Annotated in this window: 16 protein-coding genes; 5 read left to right on the top strand and 11 right to left on the bottom strand. The window is 72.3% G+C overall.

Features of this window, described 5'->3' with window-relative positions; genetic code table 11:
* Window positions 1-171 precede the first annotated feature (171 nt).
* The 3 genes from J0P97_RS15135 to J0P97_RS15125 are packed head-to-tail and all read right to left on the bottom strand — an operon-like array spanning window position 172 to window position 5,011.
* The gene (locus tag J0P97_RS15135; RefSeq protein ID WP_246540648.1) at window positions 172-1,263 is read right to left on the bottom strand and encodes an XdhC family protein; all 1,092 of its coding nucleotides are present in this window, start codon (window positions 1,261-1,263) and stop codon (window positions 172-174) included.
* Between the two features lie 2 nt (window positions 1,264-1,265).
* Window positions 1,266-4,217, bottom strand: coding sequence for a molybdopterin-dependent oxidoreductase (locus tag J0P97_RS15130; protein WP_215488626.1), 2,952 nt, complete (start codon window positions 4,215-4,217; stop codon window positions 1,266-1,268).
* Window positions 4,214-5,011 carry an FAD binding domain-containing protein gene (locus tag J0P97_RS15125; RefSeq protein WP_215488625.1) on the bottom strand — a complete coding sequence of 266 codons (798 nt, stop codon included), beginning with the start codon at window positions 5,009-5,011 and terminating at the stop codon, window positions 4,214-4,216. Before J0P97_RS15125 ends, J0P97_RS15130 begins: the two co-directional genes overlap by 4 nt.
* Window positions 5,012-5,305: 294 nt before the next feature.
* Between J0P97_RS15125 and J0P97_RS15120 the strand changes: the two genes are divergently transcribed.
* Genes J0P97_RS15120 through J0P97_RS15105 form a run of 4 tightly spaced genes read left to right on the top strand, consistent with a single transcriptional unit; the run spans window position 5,306 to window position 8,999 of the window.
* A complete protein-coding gene (locus tag J0P97_RS15120; protein WP_215488624.1) occupies window positions 5,306-6,409 on the top strand; it encodes an ABC transporter substrate-binding protein in 1,104 nt (367 codons plus the stop codon).
* A 9-nt stretch (window positions 6,410-6,418) separates the two neighbouring features.
* Window positions 6,419-7,282, top strand: coding sequence for an ABC transporter ATP-binding protein (locus J0P97_RS15115; protein WP_215488623.1), 864 nt, complete (start codon window positions 6,419-6,421; stop codon window positions 7,280-7,282).
* Complete coding sequence (locus tag J0P97_RS15110; RefSeq protein ID WP_215488622.1) at window positions 7,282-8,088, top strand: ABC transporter permease; 807 nt, start codon at window positions 7,282-7,284, stop codon at window positions 8,086-8,088. The genes J0P97_RS15115 and J0P97_RS15110 overlap by 1 nt, the downstream gene beginning before the upstream one ends.
* On the top strand, window positions 8,088-8,999 hold the full coding sequence (locus J0P97_RS15105; protein WP_215488621.1) for an ABC transporter permease: 912 nt from the start codon (window positions 8,088-8,090) through the stop codon (window positions 8,997-8,999). Before J0P97_RS15110 ends, J0P97_RS15105 begins: the two co-directional genes overlap by 1 nt.
* 132 nt (window positions 9,000-9,131) lie before the next feature.
* On the opposite strand, the gene J0P97_RS15100 is transcribed toward J0P97_RS15105, so the two are convergent.
* Window positions 9,132-10,517, bottom strand: coding sequence for an amidohydrolase family protein (locus J0P97_RS15100; protein ID WP_215488620.1), 1,386 nt, complete (start codon window positions 10,515-10,517; stop codon window positions 9,132-9,134).
* Window positions 10,518-10,589: 72 nt separating this feature from the next.
* Here J0P97_RS15100 and J0P97_RS15095 point away from each other — a divergent pair, with 72 nt between their 5' ends.
* Window positions 10,590-11,207: an LOG family protein gene (locus J0P97_RS15095; protein ID WP_215488619.1), complete on the top strand. Its 618-nt coding sequence runs from the start codon at window positions 10,590-10,592 to the stop codon at window positions 11,205-11,207.
* Window positions 11,208-11,411: 204 nt separating this feature from the next.
* Here the strand turns inward: J0P97_RS15095 and J0P97_RS15090 are convergent, their stop codons facing one another.
* From J0P97_RS15090 to J0P97_RS15060, 7 genes are all read right to left on the bottom strand, one after another.
* On the bottom strand, window positions 11,412-12,707 hold the full coding sequence (locus tag J0P97_RS15090; RefSeq protein ID WP_215488618.1) for a Zn-dependent hydrolase: 1,296 nt from the start codon (window positions 12,705-12,707) through the stop codon (window positions 11,412-11,414).
* Window positions 12,704-14,008 carry a pyridoxal-phosphate-dependent aminotransferase family protein gene (locus J0P97_RS15085; protein WP_215488617.1) on the bottom strand — a complete coding sequence of 435 codons (1,305 nt, stop codon included), beginning with the start codon at window positions 14,006-14,008 and terminating at the stop codon, window positions 12,704-12,706. Before J0P97_RS15085 ends, J0P97_RS15090 begins: the two co-directional genes overlap by 4 nt.
* A complete protein-coding gene (locus J0P97_RS15080; RefSeq protein ID WP_215488616.1) occupies window positions 14,005-15,618 on the bottom strand; it encodes an AtzH-like domain-containing protein in 1,614 nt (537 codons plus the stop codon). The genes J0P97_RS15085 and J0P97_RS15080 overlap by 4 nt, the downstream gene beginning before the upstream one ends.
* 181 nt (window positions 15,619-15,799) lie before the next feature.
* Complete coding sequence (locus J0P97_RS15075; protein WP_215488615.1) at window positions 15,800-16,894, bottom strand: acetamidase/formamidase family protein; 1,095 nt, start codon at window positions 16,892-16,894, stop codon at window positions 15,800-15,802.
* Window positions 16,891-18,300: an allantoinase AllB gene (gene allB / locus J0P97_RS15070; RefSeq protein ID WP_215488614.1), complete on the bottom strand. Its 1,410-nt coding sequence runs from the start codon at window positions 18,298-18,300 to the stop codon at window positions 16,891-16,893. The genes J0P97_RS15075 and allB overlap by 4 nt, the downstream gene beginning before the upstream one ends.
* Complete coding sequence (locus J0P97_RS15065) at window positions 18,288-19,073, bottom strand: aspartate/glutamate racemase family protein (protein WP_215488613.1); 786 nt, start codon at window positions 19,071-19,073, stop codon at window positions 18,288-18,290. The genes allB and J0P97_RS15065 overlap by 13 nt, the downstream gene beginning before the upstream one ends.
* Window positions 19,070-20,746: an NCS1 family nucleobase:cation symporter-1 gene (locus J0P97_RS15060; protein WP_215488612.1), complete on the bottom strand. Its 1,677-nt coding sequence runs from the start codon at window positions 20,744-20,746 to the stop codon at window positions 19,070-19,072. The genes J0P97_RS15065 and J0P97_RS15060 overlap by 4 nt, the downstream gene beginning before the upstream one ends.
* Window positions 20,747-20,917 lie beyond the last annotated feature (171 nt).

Below are 20,917 nucleotides of genomic sequence, written 5' to 3'. Positions count from 1 at the left end.
GGGTCGCGACGGCGCGCAGCAGCCACGACCTCGAGGCCGCGCCCGGCCCGTCCTCCGCGGCTCCGGGGGGTGCCGCGCCGCCCCTCGGCGCCGGCGACTCGTAGGCGAGCGCCTTCGGGCCGCCGAAGCGCGTGCCGGCACCCGCGGCGAGCACGATCCCGCACGGGCCGCTCACGCGGGTGCATCCGCGTGGATCGGCCCGTGCAGGGCGCTGAGCGGCCGCCCGCTCGCACCGTGCCGGACGGCGACGATCTCGGCGAGGATCGACAGCGCGGTCTCCTCGGGCGACCGGCCACCGAGGTCGAGCCCGATCGGCGAGTGCAGTCGCTCGAGCTGATCCTCGGTGACGCCGGTGGCGCGCAGCCGCGTGATGCGGTCATCGTGCGTCCGGCGACTGCCCATCGCGCCCACGTAGCCTGCGGGTCCGTCGAGGGCCACCTGCAGCGCGGGGGCGTCGATCCGCTCGTCGTGGCTCAGCATGCACACCGCACTGCGGGCGTCCAACGCCGCGGAGCGAAGCCACCGGTCGGGCCAGTCCACCACGACCTCGGCGCCCGGGAAGCGCTCGGCCGCGGTGAACGCCTCGCGCGGATCCACGACGGTCACCGCCCAGCCGGTCGCGGCGCCGAGCCGCGCGAGCGCGACCGCCTGCTGCACGGCGCCGACGATCACGAGGCGCGGCGGTCCGGCGAAGGGAACGACGAGGTACTGGCGGTCGGGGCGCGCGTCGGTGCGGCATCCGTCGGCGTCGTACCCCACCAGCGCGGGGCGATCGCCTCCGGCGGCGTGAGAGGCATCGGCAGCGGCGCGGGCGGCAGGATCACGGGATATGCCGCGTTCGGCATGGAGAAGGGCGCGCCCCTCGCCGAGACGCGGACCGCGCACGCACAGGGCGTAGGCGGTCGCCTCGCCGGAGGCGAGCGCAGCGAGGTCCTCGGCCTCCGGCGTTCCGGGACGCACCGCTCGGAGCAGCACGTCGATGCTCCCCCCGCACATGAGTCCGACGGCGAAGAGGTCATCGTCGGGGATGCCGTAGGCGTCCGCGCGCGGCACGCCCGTCTCGATCACCTCGAGGGCGGCGGCGACCACGGCCGTCTCCACGCACCCGCCCGATACGTTGCCGCGCACCTGGCCTGCGGCGGAGACGACCATGGCGGCTCCGAGCCCGCGAGGCGCGGAGCCGCGGACGCCGACGACGGTGGCGATCGCGATCGGCGCGCCGTCGGCGAGCCATCGGATCGCATCGTCGAGGATCTCGCGCATGCTCACTCCCGCCCCGCGGCGGGCTCCCGCCGCTCCGCCTCGGTGCGCCCGGCGGCGAGACGCCAGACGCGATCGCGCGACATCGGGGTCTCGTAGGGGCGCACGCCGATCGCCCGGCGCACGGCGTTCGCGAGGGCGGGCGCCACGGGATTGAACGGCGATTCGCTCATCGACTTGGCGCCGAACGGTCCGAGATCGTCGTTCGTGTCGGCGAAGTACACCTCGGTGGGCGGGATGTCGGCGAACTGGGGCACGCGGTACACCCGGAACGCCGGGTTCTGCACGGCCCCGTCGGGGCCCACCATGATCTCCTCGTAGAGCGCCGACCCGATGCCCTGAGCGACGCCCCCCTCGACCTGGCCGCGGCACTGCTCGGGGTTCATCACGGTGCCCGCGTCGGCGGCCTGCACCGACTGCAGGATGCGGACGGTTCCCGTCGTGGGCTGGACGGCGACCCGGAAGGCGTGCACGTTGAAGGCGAGAGAGCGCTGGTCGCCGAGCTCGCTGCCGTCGGTGCGGATGCCGTCGCCGTGGCGATACTCGGCGGGCGCGGCGGCAATCAGCTCGGCGAAACCCAGCAGCCGTCCGCCCGGCGAGGCCCCGCCGCCTTCGCGCGCGCCCACCCGCACCCCCTCCGGCTCGAGGAGGCATTCCTCGAGCCGCATGCCGGTGATCCTGGCCGCCGTTTCGCGCAGGACGCGGGCGAGGGTGAGGGATGCGGCGTGCAGCGCCTTCCCCGCGACCGTGATGCCGGCGGACGCGAACGCGCCCGTGTCGTGGCGTGCGGCATCCGTGTCGGAGTGGTGCAGGTCGACCCGGTCGAGGCTCGTCGCGAGATCGGTCGCCACGATCTGGGCGTGCACGGTCGTCGTGCCGTTGCCGAACTCACTCGTGCCGATTCCCACGCGGTACCGTCCGTCGGGCCGGACCGTGACGGTGACGTGCGAGATATGCCCGAACGGCGCCATCGTCGCGATCATCGCGACGGCCATCCCCTCCCCGACCGCCCACCCGTCGGGCGCCCGCACGCCGTTCCCCCGCGCCAGGGCATCCTGCGCGAGGTCGAGGCACTGGTCGAGCCCGTAGCTCCCCCACACGAGATCGTGCTCGGGGATCTCGTGGTGCGGCATGAGCGGATCACCCGGCCGGACGGCATTGCGGCGCCGCAGCTCGAAGGGATCGATGCCGAGCGTGAGCGCGAGTTCGTCCAGGGCGGACTCGATCGCGAAGATCACCTGCCCGAGCCCGTAGCCGCGGAACGCCCCCGACGGGACGTTGTTCGTGTAGACGACCTCGGCATCCAGCCGCTTCGCGGGGCACGCATAGAGACTCATGGACTCCGCGCAGGAGTGGAAGAGCACGCCGCGCGAGTGGTTCCCGTAGGCACCGGTGTCCGAGAGCACGTCGAGCTTCATGGCGGTCAGGCGCGCATCGGCGTCGGCGGCGAGCGTGACGGAGACGCGCAGCGGATGCCGCACGGCCGTCCGCTCGAACTCCTCGCGCCGGCTCAGCTCGTAGGCGACGGGGAGCCCCGTCCGCAGCACCGCGAGGGCGACGAGGTCCTCGCACATGAGCTCCTGCTTGCCGCCGAACCCGCCGCCGACCCGTGCGGTGTGCACGCGCACGCGGTCGCGGTCGAGGCCGAGGAGGAGCGCGAGCTCGTCGCGCACGAGGAACGGGACCTGCGAGCTCGTGCGGATGACGAGGCGCCCCGTCTCATCCAGCCGCCCGAGCGCGCCACGCGTCTCGAGCTGCGCATGGATCATCCGCCCGGTGCGCCAGGTGCCGGTCACCGTCGCGTGCGCATCGGCGAGCGCCGCATCGACGTCGCCGAAGCCCTCGTGGATGCCGAGGATCACGTTGCGCGCCGCGTCGTCGACGCGATCGTCCGGCGTCCGCTCGGGGTGCAGCAGGGGCGCCCCGGGGGTGCGCGCCTCCTCCGGATCGAAGACGGCGGGCAGCATCGCGTACTCGATGTGGATGAGACGGCAGGCGGCCTCGGCGATCGCGGCCGTCTCGGCGACGACCGCCGCGACGCGCTGACCGACGAACCGCACCGTCGAGTCGAAGACGAGGGTGTCGTCCGGGTCGTCCTCCCGATGCTCGTGCCGGCCCGTCGAGAACCGCGGCGTGTCGACGGAGCGGTGATCGAGCACGAGCGCGACGCCGGGCAGCGCCTCGGCCGCGCGCGTGTCGATCGCGGTGATGCGGGCGTGCGCATGGGGCGACCCGAGCACGCGGAGCACGAGGGCCCCGGCGAATTCGCGGTCGCTCGCCGGACGCGCGTCCTCCGGACGCGTCGCGACGTCGGGGTCGGGGCGGAGGTCCACATCGAACGTGTACGGCTCGAGGCCCGCGACCACGCGCTCGGCGGCGGGAGGGTGCACCGACCGGCCGATCACGTCCCCGGCCGCGAAGCGTTCGGCGGGCGGGATGCCGGTCGCGCCGAGGTTCTGCGCGCCGCCGCCCGAGGGCGCTCCGGCCCCGGCGCACCCCGCGCCCTCCTCCGCGGCCCGGGCGCGCCGCGCGACGCCGCCCCGGACGGCGTCGCCGATCGACCGATAGCCGGTGCACCGGCAGAGGTTCCCTTTGAGCAGGCGAGGCAGCTCGTCCAGGTCGTCCTCGTCGAAGGTCGATGCGGTGACGATCATGCCCGCTGTGCAGTATCCGCACTGGAACCCGAAGTGGTCGACGAACGACTGCTGCATGGGCGAGAGAGCGCCCGGCGTGCCGAGGCCGGCGGCGGTGGTCACCGATCGCCCCGCGATCCGCTGCGCCGGGAAGATGCAGGAGTGGACGGGCGCGCCGTCGACGAGCACGGAGCACGCGCCGCAGTCGCCCGAATCGCAGCCGCGCTTCACGTCGACACGACCCTGCGCACGCAGCAGGGTGCGCAGGCATTGTCCGGGCGCCGGATCGGCGTCGACGGGCGCGCCGTTCACCTCGAACCTCATGAGGTGAGCTCCGCCCGGATCTCCTCGGCGAGTTCCGCCGCGACCTGCCGCCGCCAATCGGCGGCGCCGAGCGGGTCCGTGTAGTAGCCCCCCAGGCCTTCGACGTCGGCGCGGAGCGCGGCGGCATCCGGCAGCTCGTCGTAGCGCAGGATGCCGGGGCTCAGGGTGGCGGCGGTGACCGAGAAGACCGCCGCCCCGCCCTCGTCGACGCGGCCGATCACGACGGCGCCGGAGCGGCCGAGCTCGGCCAGCGCGATCCGGCGCAGCGCGGTGCGGGCGCGCAGCGCGTGAGCGGGAAGCTCCACGGCGCGCAGCACCTCGCCGGGGCGCAGGGCCGTCGTGCCGTTGCCCGTCGCGAGGTCGGCGATGGGAACCCGGTAGACGTCGCCGTCCGGCATCCACACCTCGGCGACCCCGTCCAGAGCGGAGCACAGCGAGGTCATCGCCGCGGCGGCGTAGCCCCGGCAGATGTTGCCGCCGACGGTCGCGACGTTCCAGACCTTGAACGACGCGAGGAGCGCCGACGCGCTCTGGAAGAAGAGCGGCTGCGCGCGCCAGTCGCCCGAATACGCGGCGAGTTCGGCGATCGTGCAGGTGGCCGCGATCCGGAGCCCCGCCGCGCCGTCCTCGAGGGAGGGCCATCCCATGGTCGTGAGGTCGACGAGACCGGTGACATCCGGCTGCGGGTCGGAGAAGAGCCAGGTTCCGCCGGCGAGGAGGTGCTCCCCGGGGCCGAGGGCGAGGTCGGCGGGCGTGCGCGCGGCGCGATAGCTGGTCACCGTATGCAGGTCCATCACCCCTCCTTCCTCGTGTGTGGGGACAGCAAACACCACGGATGTGTCGGCGATGTAAAAGGGCCGCGCGGCTGCGGGGTGCGCGTGCGCGCCGGCGCACCTCATCCGGGCTCCGCGCGGGGGAGAGCCCGTAACGGCCGGGAAACAGAGCACCCGTCTGCGCGAAACGTGCGGTCCCTATCGTCGACCCATTCAGGTGCGACACCGCACGCCCGACTCCCGAACGACGGCGCCGCGCACCTTCGCATCCCGACCGGTCCGACGAGGATCGACCACCCGCACCAGGAGGCACCCATGACATCGTCACCATCGCGACGCGCCGGACGGATCGGGACGGCGCTGGCCGCCGCCGCCGTCGCCGTCCTCGCCCTGAGCGCCTGCTCCGGGTCGAGCACCCCCGCCGCCTCCGGCTCCGGCTCCGGCACATCCGCCGACTACGGCGACATCAGCGTGCAGTACTCGTGGATCAAGAACGAGGAGTTCGCCGGCGAGTACTACGCCTACGACGAGGGCTTCTACGACGAGGCCGGGTTCGGCACGGTGACCGGCATCGCCGGGCCCGACACCGGTGTCGCCAAGCTCCTCTCCGGGACGGTCCAGTTCGCCCTGAGCGACGCGGCATCCGTCGGCGCCGCCGTGGCGGAGCAGGATGCCCCGCTGAAGATCATCGGAACGACGTTCCAGAAGAACCCCTTCACGGTCCTCTCGCTGCAGAGCGGCGGGAACATCAAGACCCCGAAGGACCTCATCGGCAAGAAGATCGGCGTGCAGGACTCGAACGCCTCCGTCTTCGCGGCGCTCCTGAAGGCGAACGACATCGACGCCTCGCAGGTGACCATCGTGCCGGTCGACTTCGATCCCACCCCTCTCATCAACGGCGAGGTCGATGGGTTCATGGCCTACCTCACCAACGAGGCCATCACGGTCGAGATGGAGGGCTACCCGGTCACCAACCTCGCCTATGCCGACAACGGGCTGCCCTACGTCGCAGAGGCCTTCGCCACGACCGACCAGTACCTCGCCGAGCACCGCGACCTCGTCAAGGCGTTCCTCACGGCCGAGATCAAGGGCTGGACGAAGACCTTCACCGAACCCCTCGACGACACCGTCGCGAAGGTCGTCGACCACTACAACCAGTCGGCCGCCGCGGGCGACCTGACCTTCGGCGACCTCGACAAGGCGAAGGTCAAGGCCGGTCTCGAGGCGCAGGCGAAGCTCATCTCCACCGAGGAGACCGAGAAGAACGGCCTGTTCACCATCTCCGACGACCTGAAGGCGCAGACGCTGGCCTCGCTGAAGGCATCCGGCTGGACGCTCGACGCCGACAAGCTGTTCGACACGTCGATCATCGACGAGATCTACGCCGAGAACCCCGACCTGGTGAAGTACCAGCCGTAACGGATCGACATGTCGAATCTGACCAACACGGATGCCGGTGCCGCCGTGCCCTCGTCCTCCCCGGCCGCCTCGGCGGCAGGGCAGGGCGCGGGCACCGGCATCCACATCGCCGGGCTCTCCAAGACGTTCGCCCTGCGCGGCGGCAAGAGCCTCACGGCCCTCCAGGACACCGACCTGCACACCGACAAGGGGTCGTTCCTGGCCCTGCTCGGACCGTCGGGCTGCGGGAAGTCGACCATCCTCCGCATCCTCGCCTCGCTCGAGCGGCCGTCGACGGGCGTCGCGCTCGTCGACGGTGAGACGCCCGATCAGCTGCGCTCGAAGAGCGAGCTGGGCATCGCGTTCCAGGACCATGCGCTCCTGCCGTGGCGGAGCGTGCGGCGCAACATCGAGCTCCCGTTCGAGGTCGCCGGCAAGAGCATCGACAAGGCCTACGTCGACGAGCTCATCGGCCTCGTGGGGCTCGGCGACTTCGCGAACGCGAAGCCGTCGCAGCTCTCCGGCGGCATGCGCCAGCGGGCGTCGATCGCGCGCGCGCTCGTGCTGAAGCCGTCGGTGCTGCTGCTCGACGAGCCCTTCGGCGCGCTCGATGACATGACACGGCAGAACCTCAACCTCGAGCTCCTGCGCATCTGGACGGAGAAGCCCGCCACGACGCTGCTCGTCACGCACGGCATCAGCGAGGCGATCTTCCTCGCCGACCGCGTCGCGGTCATGTCACCGCGACCGGGCCGGGTCAAGAAGATCATCGAGATCGACCTGCCCCGCCCCCGCACTCCCGACCTCATGCGCACCCCGGAGTTCCACGCCTACGTCGACCAGGCCTCCGAGCTGCTGTTCGGGTCGGACGGACGAGCCGAAGCGGAAGCCTGATGACCCGTACGCGGATGCCCGGATGGCTCGCCGGCCTCGTCGGCGGCGTCACGCTCATCGTCGTCTGGTGGATCTTCTCGGCCACCGCCTTCCATCCGGCGGAGGGGTCGACGTTCTCCCCCGTCCCCTCCCCCCTCGCCGTGTTCCGGTGGTTGTTCGTCGACGGCAACATCGCGGGCGCGTGGAGCGTGTTCTCGCCCACCCTGGCCGCCGCCGGCATCGGCTACCTCTGGGGCAACGGGGTCGCGCTCCTGCTCGCGACGGTCGTGCTGCTGTTCCCCAAGGCCGAGACGGTGATCACCCAGATCGCCGTGGTCAGCTACTGCCTGCCGATCGTCGCGATCGGCGGCATCTCGGTGGTCGTCCTCGGCGGCGCCAAGAACCCCGGCGATCCGTCCGCGACCGCCATCTTCCTCGCGGCGCTCGTCTGCGTCTTCACGACGGTCGTGGGCTCGATCCTCGGGTTCAGCTCCGCGGACCGCGCGGCGCTGGACGTCGTGCACGTCTACGGCGGCGGCCGCTGGACGCAGCTGCGCAAGGTGCGCCTGGTCGCGGCACTCCCCTCCATCCTCAACGCCTTGCAGATCGCCGTTCCGACCGCGTTCCTCGGCGCCGTCCTCGGCGAGTACCTCGGCGCGATCACGGCGGGCGTGGGCCCGACGCTCATCCGCCTGCAGGGTCAGCTGGACTCCGCCGGCGTCTGGTCGGTGTTCCTCCTGTGCGCCGTCTTCGCCCTCGTGGCCTACGGGATCGTGGGCCTCCTGATCCGGCTCGTGACGCCCTGGGTCGCGGGAAAGGCCGCCTGATGACCGACACCCGCTCCGCACCTGCCGTCCCCGCCGTCCCCGCGACGCCGACCGCGCAGCTCGCCCTGAAGGCCGATCCTGCGGCGCTCGCGCGCCTGCGTGCCGACCGCCGCCGGGCGACCCTCCGCTCCTTCGGGCGGTCGCTGCTGAACGCACTCATCACCTTCGTCGTCCTCCTCGTCCTCTGGCAGGCGGTCGTGAGCCTCACCGGCATCTCGCCGTACGTCGCGAAGGGGCCCGTCGACGTCTGGCGGTTCCTGTTCGTCGGCGAGGATGCCGGTGCGCACCGTGACCAGCTGATGCCGCTTCTCGGCCAGACGCTCCTCGACTCGGTCACCGGCTTCGTCGTCGGCATGCTCGTCGCCATCGCCCTCGCCGTCGCGTTCAGCCTCTCCTCCGCCGTCGAGGCGGGAGTCATGCCGCTCGTGCTGCTGCTGCGGACCATCCCGCTCGTGTCCATCGCACCCGTGATCATCCTCATCACGGGGCGCGGGACGACGGCATCCGTCGCCGTCATCGGCACCGTGGTCGTGCTCTTCCCCGCGCTCGCGAACGTCCTGTTCGGCCTCAGTCGCGCCAGCAGGCAGAGCCTGGATGTCGTGCACGTCTACGGCGGCGGGCGGTTCACCGCACTCCGCAAGGTGAACATCCCCGGCGCGCTGCCGTCGGTGTTCGCCGCCATGCGCGTCTCCGTCCCGTCGGCCGTCACCGGTGCGCTGCTCGCGGAGTGGCTCTCGACCGGCACCGGCATCGGCGGCGCGATCCTGAAGTTCAACGCCCAGGCTCAGTTCGCCCAGCTGTGGACGTCGATCGCGCTCATCACGATCATCACGCTCCTCCTCTACAACCTCGTCCAGATCATCGAGAACATCGTGCTGGCGCGGATGGGGATGTCCGTCTCGATCGCCTGAACGGCCCTTGCTGCGCGCCCCATCGGCGCCTCGGCGCCTCGGCGGACCGGCGCCCCGGCTCCCCGGCGCCCCCCGGCGCCCCGGCGGATGCCACCACGACCGGTCACCCTTCCCCGGTCGCGGACCTCACGCTCAGTGCGGGTGGCCGCGCAGCGGAACGACGGCGGCGGGGAGCTCGTGGACGCGAGCCGACGCCTCCTCGGCGAGCGGGTTCGTCGAGGTGCCGCCGGGGCCGCTCACGAGCCTCCCGCCGACGTAGACGGCTTTGAGGTTCCGGGGGCTCATCGCGAGCACGTAGGAGCGGACGGGATGCCACAGCGGCCCGACATCCGGCATCCGCGGGTCGACGACGACGAAGTCGCCGAACTTCCCCACTTCGAGAGAGCCGACGCGGTCGGCCACGCCCATGATCTCCGCCCCGCCGAGCGTGTGCAGGCGCAGCATCAGCTCGGGCATCATCGACAGCGGGTCCTGGGTGCGGGCCCGCTGTATGTAGATCCCCATGCGCATGTTCTGCCACGGATCGCTCACATCGGTGCACGCCTGGTCGTCGAGGCCGACGCCCACCTTCATGCCCATCGCGAGCATCTCCGGGACGAGCGCGACGCCCGACGCGAGACGGCCGTTCGATGCGGGCTGCCACGACATCGTGGCGCCGCCGGCGACCGCCTGCTCGATGATCTCCGGCGTCGTCTGGATGAAGTGGCCGAACATCAGCCCGAGTTCGAGCGCACCGGCATCCCGGTAGAGCGCGAACTTCGACTGCTGGTGCTCGATCGCCTCGGGCGACTCGAGGAAGTGCGCCTGGTTGCTCACGCCGTACCGGCGCATCGCCTCGACTTCGAACTGCGCCGCGTCGGGGTGCGGCGACCACTGCACCTGGCCCATGATCGACGCGCCGAGGGCGTAGTCCTGATCGAACGTGCGCGTGTGGGCGACCTCGGCAGCGAACCGCGCGAACACCTCGTCGGCCGTGCCGGCGGTGACGTCCATGCCCGCGGCGTCCACGAAGCGGATGCCGGCGTCGCGCGTCCCCTCCGCCTGACGGAAGTGGTAGTCGAGACCGCGGAGCCCCGCCGTTCCGGTGCGCTTGCCGTCGACCATCGACTCCCACGCCTGCAGCGGATCGGTGAAGTTGTACGCCGTCGTCACCCCGTTCGAGAGGAAGTCGAGCGAGCCGTGGAGGGTCGACCAGTACATCTGATCGGCGGTCATGTGGGCGGTGGTGCCGAGCATCGCGTCGCACCAGCCGTAGAGGGTGTCGGCGACCCCGAGCCCGCGCAGGCCGCTCGTGAACAGGTGCGAGTGGCTCGAGACGAAGCCGGGGGCGACGAACGCGCCGGCGACGTCGAGCGTCTCGTCGGCCGCCGCGGCCGTCGTGCCGTCCGGCTCGCCGGATCCGAGGGCGGCGATGCGCCCGTCGTCGCCGATCAGCATCCAGCCGTCCTCGACATACCCCGGGTCGAGCGAGCCGGCCGGGACGGTGATGAGGAGGGCGTGGATGACGAGCAGTGACATGCCCGCCACGCTAGTGACGGGATGTTTCCGGGCTGTCACGGTGCGGAAACACGCGGCGCCTAGCGTCGGGACATGTCACGGTTCACAGTCACGGTCTTCTGCGGATCCTCGCCGGGCTTCGACCCGGTCTACCTCGATGCGGCCCGCGCGGTCGGCGCCGCGATCGGCGCCGCGGGGATGTCCCTCGCCTACGGCGGAGGTCACGTCGGGCTCATGGGCGCCGTGGCGGATGCCGCGGTCGCGGCCGGCGCCGAGGTCACCGGGGTGATCCCGCGGGCCCTGCAGGCGCGGGAGGAGGTCAACGACAACCTCACCGAGCTGATCCTCGTCGACACGATGCACGAGCGGAAGATGATCATGGCGGACCGGGCGGACGCCTTCCTCGCCCTTCCCGGCGGACCCGGCACCCTGGAGGAGCTGACCGAGCAGTGGACCTGGGCGCAGCTCGGCATCCACGACAAGCCGGTCGGCATCCTCAACGTCGACGGCTACTTCGACCCGCTGCTCGCCTTCGTCGCGAACATGCGCGACCGCGGCTTCACCCACCCCCGCTACACCGACATGCTCGTGGTCGCGACCGAACCGGGCGAGGCGCTCGCACGCCTGCGCGACTACGTGCCGCCGGTGCGCGCCGAGGCATCCCCCGGCGCCGAGATGACCGGCGCGATCGCCGTGCCCGTCCGCCCCTGACCCGGGACTCGGCCTCGGACCGCGGGGCGGGTCTGGGCCGGCGCGGCGGCCCGGGACCGCGAGACACCATCTGCGCGCCGAGACACCGGCCGCCAGACGGTGTCTCGGTGCGGGAACGGTGTCTCGCGGCCAGAAGGCGGGGCGGCCAGAAGGCGAGGCGGCCAGAAGGCGAGGAGGCGAGAAGGCGACGGGGCGAGGGGCGGGTCAGGCGGGCTCGGTGCCGCGGAGGAGGACGGCCTCGGCGAGGGCGCGGATGCCGTGGGCCACGTCGCCCGCCGAGACCGCCTCGTCGGGGTGGTGGCTGACGCCGTCGGGGTTCCGCAGGAACAGCATCCCGACGTCGGCGATCGCCCCGAGGGCCATGCCGTCGTGCCCCGCACGGCTGAAGATCACCGGGGGTGCCTCCGACCGGGTCGGCAGCGTCGCGCGGATGCCCCCGGCGACGACGTCCTGCAGCAGCGGCGCGCAGAACACGGCCGCGGCGCTGTGGACCTCGCGCGCGCGCCAGCGCAGTCCGCGGCGCCCCATGATGTCGTCGAGGTCGCGCGCCAGGGCATCCCACACGCGATCGCGCTCCCCGTCGAACTCACCGCGCAGGTCCAGGGAGAACTGCACCTCTCCCGGGATGACGTTGACCGCGCCGGGGAACGCTTCGAATCGGCCGACGGTGCCGACGATGTGGTGCTCCGCCGAGCAGATCCGCTCGACCGCGAGAGCGGCCTCGCTCGCGCCCAGCAGCGCGTCGCGACGCATGTCGTACGGGGTGCCGCCGGCGTGGCGGGCCTCGCCCTCGACCACCAGCTGGAACCGTCGCGCCGATGCGATCGACGACACGACCGCGAGCGGCTCCCCCGCCCGGTCGAGCTCCGGGCCCTGCTCGATGTGCGCCTCGAGGTAGCCGACGAGCTCGTCCGGCCGACGCGCGGCCTCGCCGACCCGACCCGGATCGAGGCCGAACTCGAGGAACGCGCGGCGGAGGCTCACCCCGTCGGCATCCGCAAGATCCCACCAGGCGTCGTTCCACGTGCCGGCCACCGCGGACGACCCCAGGAGCGCCTTGCCGAAGCGGGTGCCCTCCTCGTCGGAGAACGCGACGACCTCGATCGCGAACGGCAGCGGCACGGTCCAGCCGTCGTCGCCGGACGGCACGCGCAGGAGGCGCACCACCTCGAGCGCGATCAGCACGCCCGCGATGCCGTCGTAGCGGCCCGCGTCGAGCACCGTATCCAGGTGCGAGCCCAGCATGAGGGCGGGCGCGGCGGGATCGCCGATGCGGCCGACCTGGTTGCCCGCGGCATCCTGCCACGTCCGCATCCCCAGCTCGCGCATCCATTCGGCGGCGAGGCGGTTGACGCGGGCGTGCTCGGGCGAGAGGTAGACGCGCTCGATGGATGCCGTGTCGGCGCTCACCCGCGCGAGTTCCTCGCACCGCGCCATGACCCGGCGGGCGGCGGTCGCGACGGCGTCGGGCGCGGCGCGCAGAAGGGATGCCGCAGTCACGGCGCCTCCGGAGCGGATGCCTCGCTGGTCGCGACGGGCGGCGCCGATGCCGCCGCCCCCGCGAACACGTCGGTGGCCGCCTCGACCCCGCCGCCGGCGGGGACGGACGCCCCGAAGCGCCGCAGCACGGTCTCGAGCGCCGCGAGCGTCGTGAGGACGGCATCCTTCCGCGCGTTGTATCCCATCGTGCCGATGCGCCAGACGCGCCCGTGCAGCGGGCCGAAGGACGTGCCGATCTCGATGCCGAAGTCCTCGAGCAGCGCGGCGCGCGCGGCATCACCCGGCACCCCCTCGGGGATCTCGACGGCGACGACGTTGCTCATCTTGTGCGCCACGTCGCCGAAGACGACGACGCCCAGCGCCTGAACGCCCGCGAGCATCGCGCGCCCGGCGAGTTCGTGACGCGCGATGACGGCGTCCCGGCCCTCGAGCAGCAGCACGCGCGCGCACTCGCGGGCGCCGTAGAGCATGCTCGTGGCCTCGGTGTGGTGGTTGAGCCGGCGCGGGCCCCAGTAGTCGAGGATCTGCCCCAGGTCGAAGTAGTTGGAGCGGACGAAGTCGGGCGACGAGGCATCCCCGGGCTCGCGGATGCCCGCCTCGACCTTCTTCCGCGCCTGGATGACCTCCACCGCCCGCGGGCTCAGCGTGATCGGCGACGACCCGCTCGGGCCGCCGAGGCACTTCTGCAATCCGGCGGTCGCGGCATCCAGTCCCCAGGCATCCGCCTCGAACGGGTTCCCGCCCAGCGAGGCGGTCGCATCGGTGTAGAAGAGCACGCCGTGCCGGCGGCAGATCTCGCCGATCTCCTCGAGCGGCTGGTTCATCGTCGTCGACGTGTCGCCCTGGACGAGGGCGAGGAGGGTCGGCTTCACGCGGACGATCGCCTCTTCGATGACGGAGGCCGGGAACACCTGCCCCCAGTCGGTCTCGATCGTGTGCACCTCGGCGAGCGCGCGTTCGGCGATCTCGGCCAGCAGGTGCCCGAAGCGCCCGAACACGGGCACGAGCACGCGGTCGCCGGGGCGGACGAGGGAGACGATCGCCGCCTCGATCCCGGCGCGGCTCGTGCCGTCCACGAGGAGGGTCGCCTCGTTGCGCGTCGCCCAGACCGCGCGGTAGAGCTCCTGCGTCTCGGTCATCGTCGCGGTCATGAACGGGTCGTACTGACCGACGAGCGGTGCCGACATCGCGCGCAGGACGCTCGGGTAGGCCGAGATCGGCCCGGGGCCCATCAGCAGGCGCGCGGGCGGATCGATCGGTCCGGGGATCGTGATCGGATGGGCGAGGGCAGCGTCGGTCATGCGGGATCCGTTTCGGTGGAGCGGGCGTGGAGGGCGCGGCCGAGGCGCACGAGTGCGATGTCCGTACCGGCGCGCGAGATGACGCTCACCCCGACGGGAGCCGGGCGGGGCGTCCGGCTCCCCCGGGAGGAGGGCGCGTCGGCGGGCGGCGGGGTGGCGACCCGGAGGAGGGGGACCGACAGGGCGGGCAGCCCGCCGACGGCGGCGGGGGTGGTCAGTCGGAGGGTGTTCTGGCGCACGGCATCCACGTCTGCCCCCGAGGCCGTCCGCGTCGGCGCCGGACCCGGAACGGTCGGCAGCAGCAGCACCGCGTCGCGGACGAGCGCGTGCAGCGCCTCGCGCAGCGGCGCGAGGGCGGCGCGAGCGGATGCCTCGTCCTGGGCCGTCACTGCGGCGGCCGCTCGGAAGCGCTCCGCGACGGCGGGACCGGTCGTGCCGGGGTGAGCGCGCAGCCACTCGCCGTTGTTGCGCCAGGCCTCGGCACCCTGCACCGTCCGGAAGGGGACGAGGTATTCGTCCAGGTCGCCGAGCGAGACCTCGTCGACCGGCAGATCGGATGCCGCGACGAACGCCTCGAAGGCGGCCCGCGTCGCGGGCTCGGCGGCGGCGAGCGCTTCGACCGGGACGCGGAACCGCCAGGGCAGGTCGTCGCCCGACGCGCCGAGCACCGACTCGGTCGACCCGGATCCGTCGTAGCTCAAGCACCAGTCGGCGACCGCCTGGAGCGTCGCGCCGTCGCGCGTCATCCAGCCCACGGTGTCGAAGGACTGCGCAAGCGGCAGCAGGCCCTGCCGCGGCACGAGATCGTGGGTCGTGCGCAGACCCCAGAGCCCCTGGTACGACGCGGGCACCCGCACGGACCCCGCGGTGTCGGTCGCGAGCGCGATGTCGGCCTGGCCGAGGGCCACCGCCGATGCCGGCCCGCTGGAGGACCCGCCCGGCAGGGCGCCGGGGACCGCGCCGTTGGGCGGCGTGCCGTAGTGCGCGTTGTCGCCGGCGATCGAATACGCGAACTCGTCGGTCCGGGCGATGCCGCGCAGCGATGCGCCGCCGCGCAGCAGGTCGCTGACGGCGGGCGCGCTCGTCGTCTCCGCGCGCGCGGAGTCGAGGTAGGCGGGGTTGCCGGCGCCGATCCGATATCCCTTGATCGCGAACAGATCCTTGACCGCGACGGTGAGCCCCTCGAGCGGACCCTCCCAGGCGCCCTGGTAGAGCGGGTCGCCGACGGTGCGCCACACGGCACGGTCGAAGGCGGGGCTGCGCGGCGTGACGTGCGCGGCCGTGATGAGCCACCGGCCGGACGTGAGCTCCCACACCTGCGTCTGCAGCCCCCGCCCGCCCCCGGCGAAGCGCGACACCGAGACGAGGAGGGCCACGCCCTCGCCGAGGGGCCGGTACTCGACGCTCTCGATCACCCGCGGCGCGACACCGCCGCGGAGGCCCCGGAACGCGCTGATCTGCTCGTGCCCGACGAGCAGGCCCGCTCCGTCCCCACGGAGCGTCGCCTCCCCCGGCGCGAACGCGGCATCCAGCGCGTCGAGGTCGTTCGCCATGATCGCGCGCTCGTAGGCATCGAATGCCGCACGCAGGTCGGCCGGAATCCCGGTCATCGATGCCCTCCTCGAGTCGTTCCGGCGCCGGATCCGGTTCCGGCGTCGCCGGCGGCGCGGGTGCCGGCGGGCCCGGCGGCGCGGGCGCCGAAACTCCGCTGACTCGTGGCCGCGGAGGCCCGGGGGCCCGTTCTCCGACCGTTCGGCAGCACCGGCGGCGCCGACGCTCCGGACCGACCGGTCATGCGCCCGACCCCGGGGGCACGATCGCGGCGAAGTCCGCCTCGCGGATCCGGGCGTGGACGCCGCAGACGATGTCCACGACCTGCGAGATGTCGAAGTCCGTCGCCGCCGACAGGTAGGCGTAGGCCAGGTGCTCGGCCATGCCGTACCGGGCCTGGAGCAGCTCGAGCGATGCGCGGACGGCGGCCCGCATCGCCTCGTTCAGGTCGGGGTCCAGCCCCGTCGGCACGAGGTATTCGCCCGTGCGGACGAGCGGCCCGGTGACCTCGCCGAAGGCGGCGAGGGCCTCGGCCCGCGGCACGACCTCGAAGCGGAGGGTCGCCCGCAGGGATGCCTCGAGGGCTGTCAGCGCCACCTCGCCGTCGCCCTGCGCGAAATGCGGATCGCCGACGTACGCGAGGGCGCCGGGCACCTGCACGGGCAGGTAGAGCACGGTCCCCTCGACCAGCAGATTGATGTCGATGTTGCCGCCGTGCGCCCCCGGCGGCACCGAGTGCGGACGTTCGTCGCCCGCGACGGCGACCCCCATCGTGCCGAGGAACGGCGCGAGCGGGAAGCGCACGACCCGTTCGCCGCCCTCGACGAGCGGAAGAGTCCCGACCCCATCCGAAACCGAGGTGAAGACGCTGACGTTCTCGGGCCCGCGGGGCAGCACGCCCACGAGTGCGCCCTTGCCGTGCCGGTTGGAGATCACGCCGTAGGGCACCCGCGGCCGAAGGTCGAGGACCGTGATCTTCAGCAGATCGCCGACCTCGGCGCCCTCGACGAAGATCGGGCCGGTGATCACGTGCGGGCCGTCCAGGAGGGGGTCGCGGGGGGCCGCCGCGGCGATCTCGATGGCATCCACCAGAACCGCGTCGCCGGAGACGCCGTGACCCGTGAAGTAGCCGAGCGGGTCCTGTCCCTGATCGGGCAGGATGCCTTCGTGGCTGATCGTGTCGATCGTCACCGAGGACCCGGCGGCGATGGCCAGGACGGGTGCGTCCGTGGCGCAGGGCAGCCGCCCCCACAGCACCGTCTCGGGCGAGGCCGCCAGGTACTGCTCGCCGACGACCGGGCCGACGCCCGGCTGCAGGATCTCCGTCGGGCTCATGCCAGGACCTCCACCAGTACCTCCACCCCGGGACGCGCCCGGGCATCGTCGTCACCCGAACGGTAGACGATCTCCCCGCCGACGACCGTCGTCGAGGTGGCGCCGCGCAGGCGGCGACCGTCCCACGGCGACAGCTTGTGGCGGTACAGCAGCCGATGCGCGTCGACGACCCACTCCCGCTCGGGCGCGAAGACGGTCAGGTTCGCCCGCGTCCCCACCCGGATCTCGCCGAGTCCGGGCACGCCGGCGACGCGCGCGGGCCCCGTCGTGAACAACGACAGCAGGCTCTCGAGCGGGATGCCGCGGCGTGCGGCCTCGGTCCAGACGCTCGCGAATCCTGTCTGCACGCCCGCGATCCCGCCCCAGGCCAGGCCGAAGTCCCCTCCGCCGGCCGACTTCAGGGCGAGCGTCGAGGGCGAGTGGTCGCTGACGATCGCGTCGATCGTCCCGTCGACGACGCCCTCCCAGAGGAGGTCCTGGTTCGCGCGGCCACGGATCGGGGGACAGCACTTGAACGCGCTCGCCCCGTCGGGGACATCCTCGGCGGCGAGCGTCAGGTAATGGGGGCAGGTCTCGATCGTGAGGCGGATGCCGTCGGCTTTCGCCCGTCGGATCAGATCGAGCGCGGCGCCGTCGGCGACGTGGACGATGTGGCCGCGGCCGCCGGTCTCGCGCAGGGCGTCGATCACCGCCCCGATCGCGGCCTCCTCGCTGACGGGCGGCCGGCTGCGCAGGAACGTGTCGTAGTCGCGGCCGAGGGAACCGTCGGCGCCGGCGCCGACCGCTGCGGCCGCGGCGTGGAGGTGCGCCTCGTCCTCGGCGTGGGCGATGAGCAGGCCGTCGAAGGCGGCGAGCTCGGCCAGCGCGGCGCGCACTCCCACGGCATCCAGGTGTCCGAACTCGTCGATGCCGCTGGGCACGAGGAAGCACTTGAAGCCGACCACGCCGGCGGCGGCGAGCGCGCGCAGGGAGCCCAGGTTCTCGGGGACAGCGCCGCCCCAGTAGCCCACGTCGACGGCGAGCTTGCCCGTCGCGGCGGCCCGCTTGGCGGCGAGCGCTTCGGGCGTCGTCGTCACCGGGACGGAGTTCAGCGGCATGTCGAAGAGGGTCGTGATGCCTCCCGCGGCGGCCGCGGCGGTGCCCGTCGCGAAGCCCTCCCACTCGGTGCGACCGGGCTCGTCGAGGTGCACGTGCGAGTCGACGAGGCCCGGCAGGAGCACCTCGCCCTCCGCGAGCACGGTCACTCCGTCAGCCGAGGCGGCATCCGCACCGGCGTCCGCGAGCGAGTCGGACGGGTCGAGCAGCACCACCTCGGCGATGACGCCATCCGCGATGCGGACCTCGGCGGGCCGGAACGCGCCCTCGATCCACGCGCGCTCGGCGCGGAACACACTCACAGCTGCCACTGCGCCGCCTCTCTCGGGAACCCGTCCGACGTTACCGAGGTGTCGTTTCGCCCGTGTTTCCGCGTCGGCGGCGGCGCGTACTCGCCGCGGATGCCGGTGCGCACGCCCATCCGCACCATGCCCGCCGCGAGGCCCACCGCCGCGGCGACGCCGTCGATGACCGGCGCCCCCACCCGGCCGGCGAGCAGCGTGCAGAGGTCCGCCATCCCGGCGCAGCCCAGCACGACGACGTCCGCCGCCTCGCCCGCGGGGGCGTCGAGCGCTCCGAGGCAGGCGCGCTCGATCGCCGCAGTGGTCTCGGGGTCGGCCTCCTCGAGTGCGAGGACGGGGATCTCGACGGCCAGGTAGTGGGAGCACGCGTGCTCCATGCCGTAGCGGGCGACGAGGTCGCGCGCGCGGCCGAGAGTCCGCCCGAGCGTCGTCACGATCGCGAACCGGCGCCCTGCGATGGCCGCGACGTGCATCGCGGCCTCGGCGATGCCGAGGACCGGCACGTCGACCAGCTCGCGCGCGGCGTCGAGGCCCGGGTCGCCGAAGCAGGCGATGACGTACGCGTCGCTGCCGCCTGCGGCGAGGTCACGACGGATGAGATCGACGATCGCCGCGGATGCGGCGACCTCGTCGACGTGGCTCTCGACGGCCTCCGGGCCGTGACCGGGGTCGGGGCAGACGGCCGCGATCTCGACGCCCGCGCCCGCCGCCTCCCGGGCGGCGACCGCGATCTTCGCGGTCATCGCCCGGGAGGTGTTGGGGTTGATGAGCAGGACCCTCACGGAGCGGGCGTCGCCTTCCGCGGCGCCGCACCCGCATCGACCGGACCCGCCACCGCGACCGGCACCTCGCCCGAGATCGCCGGGGGCTCCGAGCCCGCGGTGGCCGCGGCTCCGTCCAGAACGCCGTCCGAGACGCCCTCGGTCTCGCCTGCGAAGGTCGGCACGCGGGGGTCGAGGCGCTCGAACAGGACGAACGACGCGTAGCCGAGACCGCACCCGATGAACCAGCTGTAGTCGCTGATCCACGCGATGTCGAACAGCCCCATGTCGGCGAACAGCTTCGGGAAGACCCCGAAGAAGACGGCCGGGATGCCGGCGACGAGCAGCGCCTTCATGGCGTTCGGGTTGAAACCGCGGCGGTACCAGTAGGGCCCGGTCGGGTCCATGGTGAACATGGCATCCGTTTTGATGCGCTGGCGTCCGGCGACGTAGTACCCGGCGATGAGGATGCCGAACAGCGGTCCGATCAGCGCGCCGAGGAGGCCGAGCGTGTAGTGGATCGCGTCATCGTTGGAGTACCAGTTCCACGGGGTGAGGAACACCGAGCCGACGGCGGCGATCATGCCGCCCGCACGCCAGGAGATCTTGTTCGGCGCGACGTTGGAGAAGTCGAAGGCGGGCGAGATGAAGTTCGCGACGATGTTGATGCCGACGGTCGCCGTGACGAATGTGAGGCCACCGAGGAGGATCGCGAACCAGCCGTCGATCGCCTCGACCGTCTTGATCGGGTCGGTGATGAGCTCGCCGAAGACCGGGACGGTCGCCGACGCGGTGATGACGGTGAGGAGCGAGAAGAACAGGAAGTTCACCGGCAGGCCCCAGAAGTTGCCGCGTTTGACGGCCGCGAAGCTCTTGCCGTATCGGGCGAAGTCGCCGAAGTTCAGCATGGGTCCGGAGAAGTACGCGACCACCAGGGCGATCGCCGCGAACATCACGGGGACGGACTCCCAGAAGTCGAGCTCCTTCGTCGACAGGGTGAACGAGATGTTCTCCCACCCGGCCTGCGAGACGAGGTAGATCGCGAGCGCGATCATCACCACGTACACGGCGGGTCCGGCGAAGTCGATGAAGCGGCGGATGACCTCCATGCCGTTCCAGAAGAGCAGGAACTGCGCGACCCAGAGGATGCCGTAGGAGATCCAGCCGAGCGCCGACAGCCCGAGGAAGGACACGTCCAGCAGCGCCGCGGAGCCGGGGATGAACTTCAGGAACACGATGTTCAGCGACTCGGCCGCGAGGAACGTCTGCACGCCGTACCAGGCGATCGCGATGAGCCCGCGGATGACGGCGGGGATATTCGCGCCGCGGATGCCGAAGATCGCCCGGTTGACGACGGGGTAGGGCACGCCCGTCTTCTGGCTGGGCTTGGCGACGAGGTTCGCGAAGTACTGGACGATCAGGATGCCGACCAGCAGAGCGATGAGCACCTGCCAGCTCTGCAGGCCGAGGGCGAACAGCGATCCGGCGGTGACGTACCCGCCGACGGAGTGCACGTCGCTCATCCAGAACGCGAAGATGTTGTACGAGGTCCACTTCTGCTTGCGCAGCGGCGCGAGGTCCTCGTTGGCGAGGCGCTCGTCGTACTGCGGCTTCATGTTGCCGGAGCCGACGGGCATGCCGGCGGCCTCGACGATGTCGTAGGCGCCCGTGGCGGGCGGGATGTGAGAGGTCATGGTGCCTTCCAGGTGTGTCCGATGGGTGACGGAGTGGAGCGGACCGCGACGTGGAGTCCGAGGCCTGGTGGTGCGTATGAGTGAAGTTATTGCTTCACACAGCGGGGCCGGTTTCGCGTCTGTAACATCCGTGTGAAGCCTGAGCTTCATGTGTGACGAACGCGTGTCGGG

It is taken from the genome of Microbacterium flavum (assembly GCF_018717645.1).
GTDB classification, from domain to species: domain Bacteria; phylum Actinomycetota; class Actinomycetes; order Actinomycetales; family Microbacteriaceae; genus Microbacterium; species Microbacterium flavum.
This window is presented reverse-complemented; position numbering and strand designations above follow the sequence as displayed.

Excerpts from the sequence above, each read along its gene's own strand:
- J0P97_RS15120 (WP_215488624.1), top strand. The coding sequence starts at position 5,306 with ATGACATCGTCACCATCGCGACGCGCCGGACGGATCGGGACGGCGCTG.
- J0P97_RS15075 (WP_215488615.1), bottom strand. The coding sequence starts at position 16,894 with ATGAGCCCGACGGAGATCCTGCAGCCGGGCGTCGGCCCGGTCGTCGGC.
- J0P97_RS15105 (WP_215488621.1), top strand. The coding sequence starts at position 8,088 with ATGACCGACACCCGCTCCGCACCTGCCGTCCCCGCCGTCCCCGCGACG.
- J0P97_RS15100 (WP_215488620.1), bottom strand. The coding sequence starts at position 10,517 with ATGTCACTGCTCGTCATCCACGCCCTCCTCATCACCGTCCCGGCCGGC.
- J0P97_RS15060 (WP_215488612.1), bottom strand. The coding sequence starts at position 20,746 with ATGACCTCTCACATCCCGCCCGCCACGGGCGCCTACGACATCGTCGAG.
- J0P97_RS15095 (WP_215488619.1), top strand. The coding sequence starts at position 10,590 with ATGTCACGGTTCACAGTCACGGTCTTCTGCGGATCCTCGCCGGGCTTC.
- J0P97_RS15125 (WP_215488625.1), bottom strand. The coding sequence starts at position 5,011 with ATGGACCTGCATACGGTGACCAGCTATCGCGCCGCGCGCACGCCCGCC.
- J0P97_RS15135 (WP_246540648.1), bottom strand. The coding sequence starts at position 1,263 with ATGCGCGAGATCCTCGACGATGCGATCCGATGGCTCGCCGACGGCGCG.
- J0P97_RS15085 (WP_215488617.1), bottom strand. The coding sequence starts at position 14,008 with ATGACCGACGCTGCCCTCGCCCATCCGATCACGATCCCCGGACCGATC.
- J0P97_RS15080 (WP_215488616.1), bottom strand. The coding sequence starts at position 15,618 with ATGACCGGGATTCCGGCCGACCTGCGTGCGGCATTCGATGCCTACGAG.
- J0P97_RS15110 (WP_215488622.1), top strand. The coding sequence starts at position 7,282 with ATGACCCGTACGCGGATGCCCGGATGGCTCGCCGGCCTCGTCGGCGGC.
- J0P97_RS15115 (WP_215488623.1), top strand. The coding sequence starts at position 6,419 with ATGTCGAATCTGACCAACACGGATGCCGGTGCCGCCGTGCCCTCGTCC.
- J0P97_RS15130 (WP_215488626.1), bottom strand. The coding sequence starts at position 4,217 with ATGAGGTTCGAGGTGAACGGCGCGCCCGTCGACGCCGATCCGGCGCCC.